The following is a 7983-nucleotide window of genomic DNA, read 5'->3' as shown; positions in this document are numbered from 1 at the left end:
ATGGGGTGTCGGTATCCGGGTGGGGTGGGTGACCCGGAGGGGTTCTGGCAGCTGCTGGTCGAGGGCGTCGACGCGGTGGGTGAGTTCCCCACGGACCGGGGTTGGGATGTCGGGTCGTCAGATGGCCCGGATCCGGCGCGGTCGGGGAGTGGCTTTGCACGCAGGGGTGGGTTCCTGGCTGGTGCGGCGTTGTTCGACGCGGGGTTCTTCGGGATCAGCCCGCGTGAGGCTGTGGCGATGGACCCGCAGCAGCGGTTGTTGTTGGAGGTTTCCTGGGAGGCGTTGGAGCGGGCCGGAATCGACCCGTCCGGGCTACGCGGCTCGGACACCGGCGTGTATATCGGTGCCGCCGGTCAGGACTACATCTCGGTGATCGGTGACGCGCAGACCGGCAGCGAGGGACATCTCCTGACCGGCAACGTGGCGAGTGTCATGTCGGGTCGGGTGGCGTACACCCTGGGCTTGGAAGGGCCGGCGGTGTCGGTGGATACGGCGTGTTCGTCGTCGTTGGTCGCGGTGCATCTGGCGGCGCAGGCGTTGCGCTCGGGTGAGTGTTCGATGGCCCTGGCCGGCGGTGTAGCGGTGATGGCCAAACCGGGGGCGTTCGTGGAGTTTTCCCGGCAGGGCGGGTTGGCTGCTGACGGGCGGTGCAAACCGTTCGCGGATGCGGCTGATGGTACGGGTTGGGGTGAGGGTGTCGGGGTTTTGGTGTTGGAGCGGTTGTCGGATGCTCGTCGGCGGGGGCATCAGGTGTTGGCGGTGGTGCGGGGCAGCGCGGTCAATCAGGACGGGGCGTCGAATGGGTTGAGTGCGCCGAATGGTCCGTCGCAGCAGCGGGTGATCCGTCAGGCTTTGGCCAACGCGCGGTTGTCGCCGGGCGACGTGGATGTGGTGGAGGCACACGGCACGGGCACCACCCTGGGTGATCCGATCGAGGCGCAGGCGCTCATCGCCACGTACGGCCAGGACCGGCCGGCGGGGCAGCCGCTGCGGTTGGGGTCGGTGAAGTCGAACATCGGCCATACCCAGGCGGCTGCGGGTGTTGCCGGGATCATCAAAATGGTCTTGGCGATGCGACACGGGTTGATGCCCAGGACACTGCACGTGGACGCCCCGTCGTCACATGTGGACTGGTCGGCCGGCTCGGTGCGACTGCTGACCGAGGCCACACCGTGGCCGGCCGACGGGCGGCCTCGACGCGCTGGGGTGTCCTCCTTCGGACTCAGTGGCACCAACGCCCACCTCATCCTTGAGGAAGCTGAATCGAGCGTGTCGCTGCAGGGCACACCGGCTGGCCCAGCGGAATCAGGCCAGGAGTCGCCGGCGCTGTCGGGTGGGGTGGTGCCGTGGTTGTTGTCGGCCAAGTCTGAGGTGGCGTTGCGGGCGCAGGCGCAGCGGTTGGCGGAGTTTGTGGTCGACCGGTCCGAGGTCGAGCCGGTGGTGGTGGGACGGGCGTTGGTGGACGGTCGGGCGACCGGGTTCCCGCATCGGGCAGTGGTGCTCGGCCGGCAGCGGTCGGCGTTGGTGGAGGGGTTGCAGGTGCTGGCCGCGGGTGGCCAGGCGCCGGGGGTGGTGAGCGGGGTTGCGGGGCCCGGTCGGCTGGCGGTGGTGTTCTCCGGACAGGGGAGTCAGCGGCTCGGGATGGGCCAGGGCTTGTATGAGGTGTATCCGGTGTTCGCTGACGTGTTCGATGAGGTTTGCGCGTCCTTCGACCAGCATCTCGAGCGGCCGTTGCGGGACGTCGTCGCGGGCGACGCGCAGCTGCTGGACCAGACGATGTACACCCAGGCGGGGTTGTTCGCGGTGCAGGTGGCCTTGTACCGGCTGGTCCGCTCCTGGGGGGTGGCCCCGGAGTATGTGGCGGGGCATTCGATCGGCGAGTTGAGTGCGGCTCATGTGGCGGGGGTGTGGGATCTGGCTGATGCGGTGGCGGTGGTGGCCGCGCGGGGCCGCCTGATGCAGGCGCTCCCCGCTGGCGGGGCCATGGTCGCGTTGACCGCCAGCGATACTGAAGCCCACGACCTGATCGCCGGGCACACCGACCTGGTAGGCGTCGCGGCGGTCAACGGCCCGCACTCCACGGTGATCTCCGGTGACCAGACCGTGGCGTTGGACCTGGCACAACAGTGGCGGGACGCCGGTGGCAAGGCGCGGCGGTTGCGGGTCAGTCACGCGTTCCATTCGCCGTTGATGGAGCCGATGCTGGCCGAGTTCGCCGACGTGTTGCACGGGGTGATGTGGCGGGAGCCGACCATCCCGGTGGTGTCCGGCACCCCGGGTGCGGACGTGACCGAACCGGGATACTGGTTGGCGCATGCCCGCCAGACGGTGCGCTACCACGACGCGGTGACCGCGCTGCGCGAGCAGGGCGTGGGTGTTTTCCTCGAACTCGGACCGGACGGCACGCTGACCTCGATGGCCGACACCGCCGATGCAGGTGTGTGGCTACCCGCGCTGCGAGCCGAGCGGGACGAGCCGGAGGCACTGCTGACCGCAGTCGCTGGGGTCCACGTGCACGGCGGTGCGGTGAACTGGCCGACACTGTTCGGCACGAGTGCCGGTTCGGCCGAGGCCACGGGTGTGGGCAGAGTGATGGGCGGGACCATCCCGCTGCGGGCTGAGTTGCCTACCTACCCGTTCCAGCATCAGCGGTACTGGCCGCAGACGGCGGCGGCCGGTGTGGGCGATGCTCGGGTGTTGGGGTTGGGTTCGGTTGATCATCCGTTGTTGCGGGCGGCGGTGTCGTTGGCTGATGGGGACGGGGTGGTGTTGACCGGCCGGTTGTCGTTGTCGGGGCAGCCGTGGTTGGCCGGTTATCTGGTGTTGGGTTCGGTGTTGTTGGCGGGCACGGCGTTCGTGGAACTGGTGATGTACGCCGGGGACCAGATCGGCTGTGGCCTGGTGCAGGAGTTGACGCTGCAGACCCCGTTGCTGCTGTCGGAGCAGGGTGGGGTGCAGGTGCAGGTGTGGGTCGGTGACCCCGACCAAGAGGGTCGGCGGCCGGTCAACGTGTACTCCCGGCCCGAAGGCGCGGAGGGTGTGGGGGGTGCGTGGATTCGGCATGCCACGGGTGTGTTGAGTCCGCAGGCTGGTCGGGTGCCGTCGGGGTTGGGGCAGTGGCCGCCGGCCGACGCACGGCCGGTGGCGGTGGACGGCGTGTACGAGCGGTTGGCCGACGGCGGGTACGTGTACGGGCCGGTGTTTCAGGGTTTGCGGGCGGTGTGGCGTTCCGATCGGGATGTGTACGCGGAGGTGGCACTGCCCGAGGGCGTCGAGACCGGCGGGTTCGGGTTGCATCCGGCGGTGTTGGACGCGGCGTTGCACCCGATCGGGTTGACCGGACTTCTCGGCGACGACGATGGCGGGGCGGTGTTGCCGTTCGCGTGGAGCGGGGTCCAGCTACACGCGAACGGGGCGACCACGTTGCGGGTCCGGCTGACACCGGTCGGCGACGGCGGGGCTGTCGCGGTGGCGGTGTTCGACACCGCCGGCCAGCCGGTGCTGACCGCGGACTCGCTGGTGATGCGACCAGTGACCACCGACCAACTCGCCATCGGGGCGCCGGATGCGGCGCAGTCACTGTTCGCGGTGGAATGGGTGCCGCTACCGGACCCGGAACCCGACACCACGGCGGCGGCCACCGAGCTGGTCTGGGCATGGCATGGGCAGGTTGAGGGTGAGCTGCCTGCGGTGGTGGTCGCTGAGCTACCGGCTGCGGGCGATGCGGTGGGTGTTGTCGAGGCTACGCACGCGGCGAGCGCCCTGGTGTTGGGCTGGGTTCAGGACTGGTTGGCCGATGCGGGCACGGCGGGTTCCCTGCTGGTGGTGGTCACCCGTGGCGCTACCGACGGCAGTGACCTGGCTGCGGCTGCGGTGTGGGGTTTAGTCCGCTCCGCGCAGTCCGAACACCCTCACCGGTTCGTCCTGCTCGACCTCGACGATGACACCGGCCACGACACCGGCCAGGGTAGCGACCTGGGCAGGATCCTGACGGCAGTCCTTGACAGCGGTGAGCCGGAGATCGCGGTACGCGCTGGCGGGCTGTATACCCGGCGAATGACCCGCGTGGTCGACACTGGCCGTTTGTCGCTGTCTGGCTCTGGCGGGTTGTTGGCGGGGTTGGATGCGGGTGGCACGGTGGTGATCACTGGTGGGACGGGGGTGTTGGGTGGGTTGGTGGCCCGGCATCTGGTCACCGCGCACGGGGTCAGGCACCTGTTGCTGTTGTCCCGGCGCGGCCTGGCCGCGGCGGGCGCGGCGGAGCTGGTCGGTGAGCTGACCGAGCTGGGCGCACGGGTTCAGGTGGTGGCGTGTGATGTCGCTGACCGGGACGCGCTGGCGGCGGTGTTGGCGGGGGTGCCGGCTGAGCATCCGGTGGTGGGGGTGGTGCATACCGCGGGTGTGCTTGATGACGGGGTGGTCGAGGCGTTGACGCCGCAGCGGCTGGAGACCGTGCTGCGGGCGAAGGCGGATGCGGCGTGGTGGCTGCATGAGCTGACCCGGGACTTGGATCTGGGGTTGTTCGTGGTGTATTCGTCGGCGGCGGCCACGCTGGGGTCGCCGGGGCAGGGTAACTACGCCGCGGCGAACGCGGTTCTGGATGCTTTGGCGCTGCGCCGGCGGTCCGAGGGTCTGGTTGGGCAGTCGTTGGCGTGGGGGCTGTGGGCTCAGCAGTCGGCGATGACCGGGCATCTCGGCGAGGTCGACCTGGACCGGATGCGACGCAACGGCTTCCTTCCCCTGTCCTCCGAGCAGGGCCTGGCGTTGTTCGACACGGCAGTGCGCACCGATCGGCCGCAGCTGGTGCCGATGCGGGTGGACCTTGCCGCGCTGCGTCGCGCCGCCGCTGGTGGCCTGCCGCCGTTGTGGCGGACGTTGGTCGGCGGCTCGGCCCGCCGCATGGCGGCCACCGCTGATGCGCCGGTGGATCTGGCCGCCAGGTTGGCGGCTATGGGGGTGGAGGAGCGCCAGCGGACAGTCCTTGAGTTGGTGCGGGCGCAGGCCGCGGTTGTGCTTGGTCATGCCGACCCCGCGGCGGTTGATCCGGGCAGCGCGTTCCGTGAGCTTGGTTTCGATTCGTTGACCGCGGTGGAGTTGCGTAACCGGTTGGCTGCCGCGACGGGGTTGTCGTTGCCGGCCACGCTGGTCTTCGACTATCCGACGCCGGTGGTGTTGGCCGGGTACGTGTTGACGGAGCTGCTTGGTGAGCAGGCCGATGTTCTGGCGCCGGTGGTGGTGGGTGCGGGTGTTGATGAGCCGGTGGCGATTGTGGGGATGGGATGTCGGTATCCGGGTGGGGTGGACGACCCGGAGGAGTTCTGGCGGCTGCTGGTCGAAGGCGTCGACGCGGTGGGTGAGTTTCCCGCGGATCGGGGTTGGGATCTGACGGCGCTGTACGACCCCGATCGGCGGCGGTCGGGGACCAGTTATGCCCGCGACGGTGGGTTTCTGACTGACGCGGCGTTGTTCGACGCGGGGTTCTTCGGGATCAGTCCGCGGGAGGCTGTGGCGATGGATCCGCAGCAGCGGCTGCTGTTGGAGGTTTCCTGGGAGGCGTTGGAGCGGGCCGGGATCGACCCGTCGGGGCTGCGTGGGTCGGACACGGGTGTGTATGTGGGTACCACCGGTCAGGATTACATCTCGATAATCGGCGACGCGCAGACGGGCAGTGAGGGGCATCTGCTGACGGGTAATGCGGCGAGTGTGATGTCGGGTCGGGTGGCGTACACCTTGGGCTTGGAGGGGCCGGCGGTGTCGGTGGATACGGCGTGTTCGTCGTCGTTGGTGGCGGTGCATTTGGCGGCGCAGGCGTTGCGGTCGGGTGAGTGTTCGATGGCGCTGGCTGGTGGTGTGACGGTGATGGCCACGCCGGGGGCGTTCGTGGAGTTTTCCCGGCAGGGTGGGTTGGCTGCTGACGGGCGGTGTAAGCCGTTTGCGGATGCGGCTGATGGTACGGGTTGGGGTGAGGGTGTCGGGGTGTTGGTGTTGGAGCGGTTGTCGGATGCTCGTCGGCGGGGGCATCAGGTGTTGGCGGTGGTGCGGGGCAGCGCGGTCAACCAGGACGGCGCTTCCAATGGGTTGAGTGCGCCGAATGGTCCGTCGCAGCAGCGGGTGATCCGCCAGGCCCTGGCCAACGCGCGGCTGTCGCCGGGCGACGTGGATGTGGTGGAGGCGCACGGCACGGGCACCACCCTGGGTGATCCGATCGAGGCGCAGGCGCTGATCGCCGCGTACGGCCAGGACCGGCCGGCGGATCGGCCGTTGCGGTTGGGGTCGGTGAAGTCCAACATCGGCCACACCATGGCAGCCGCAGGGGTCGCCGGGATCATCAAGATGGTCCTCGCCATGCGGCACGGGTTGATGCCCAGGACGCTGCACGTGGACGCCCCGTCGTCACATGTGGATTGGTCGGCTGGGTCGGTGCAGTTGCTGACAGAGGCCACGCCGTGGCCAGGTAACGGTCGGCCGCGGCGGGCCGGGGTGTCGTCGTTCGGGATCAGCGGCACCAACGCCCACCTCATCCTCGAAGAAGCCGATCCCGCACCGGAAAAGGTGTTGGATCATGAGCCGGCCCCGCTGCCGGCCGGCGGGGTGGTGCCGTGGTTGTTGTCGGCCAAGTCCGAGGTGGCCCTGCGGGCGCAGGCGCAGCGGTTGGCCGGTTTCCTGACCGATCGGCCTGAGGTCGGGCCGGTAACGGTGGGGCGGGCGTTGGTGGATAGCCGGGCGACGAGGTTCACCTATCGGGGTGTGGTGCTCGGCCAGGATCGGCAGGTGTTGGTGGATGGGTTGCGGGTGCTGGCCGCGGGTGGCCAGGCGTCGGGTGTGGTGAGCGGGGTTGCCGGTTCCGGGCGGCTGGCGGTGGTGTTTTCCGGGCAGGGGAGTCAGCGGGTTGGGATGGGTCTGGGTTTGTGTGAGGCGTATCCGGTGTTCGCTGACGTGTTCGATGAGGTTTGCGCGTCCTTTGATCGCCATTTGGACCGATCGTTGCGGGACGTGGTCGCGGGCGAGGCGCAGCTGCTGGATCAGACGATGTATACCCAGGCTGGGTTGTTCGCGGTGCAGGTGGCGTTGTATCGGCTGGTCCGTTCGTGGGGGGTGGCCCCGGAGTATGTGGCGGGGCATTCGATCGGTGAGTTGAGTGCGGCTCATGTGGCGGGGGTGTGGGATCTGGCTGATGCGGTGGCGGTGGTGGCGGCGCGGGGCCGCCTGATGCAGGCGCTTCCTGTTGGCGGGGCCATGGTCGCGTTGACCGCCAGCGACGTCGAGGCGCAGGAGTTGATCGCCGGGCACACCGATCTGGTGGGTGTGGCGGCGGTCAACGGTCCCCGCTCGACGGTGATCTCCGGTGACCAGACCGTGGTGTTGGACCTGGCGCAACGGTGGCGGGACGCCGGTGGCAAGGCGCGGCGGTTGCGGGTCAGTCACGCGTTCCATTCGCCGTTGATGGAGCCGATGCTGGCCGAGTTCGCCGACGTGTTGCACGGGGTGGTGTGGCGTGAGCCGACCATCCCGGTGGTCTCTGGCACCCCGGGTGCGGACGTGACCGATCCGGGATACTGGTTGGCGCATGTCCGGCAGACGGTGCGCTACCACGATGCGGTGACCGCGCTGCGTGAGCAGGGCGTGGGCGTGTTCCTCGAATTGGGCCCGGACGGCACGCTGACCTCGATGGCCGACACCGACACCCCCGATGCAGGGGTGTGGCTGCCCGCGCTGCGAGGTGACCGGGACGAGCCGCAGACACTGCTGACGGCGGTCGCTGGTGTCCACGTACACGGCGGGACGGTGAACTGGCCGGCACTGTTCGGCATGAGTACCAGCCCGGCCGAAGTCGCGGGCAGGGCGGTGGGCGGGGCTATCGCGCTGCGGGCTGAGTTGCCGACTTATCCGTTTGAGCGTCAGCGGTTTTGGCCGGTGGTGCGGGGTGTGTCGGTGGGGGGTGGGGATGGTGGGTTTGATGCGGAGTTTTGGCGGGTGGTGCAG

At 69.2% G+C, this 7983-nt stretch carries 1 protein-coding gene; it reads left to right on the top strand.

What is annotated here, in order from left to right; translation table 11 throughout:
* Nucleotides 1-7983, top strand: a 7983-nt coding sequence (locus tag ACIA6B_RS32445; RefSeq protein WP_396779299.1) for a type I polyketide synthase, incomplete at both ends; no start/stop codon positions are given.

This window comes from Micromonospora sp. NPDC051141 (assembly GCF_044455765.1).
Lineage (GTDB): Bacteria > Actinomycetota > Actinomycetes > Mycobacteriales > Micromonosporaceae > Micromonospora.
Note: the sequence above shows the minus strand (reverse complement) of the source record. Positions and strands in the feature narration are given on the sequence as shown.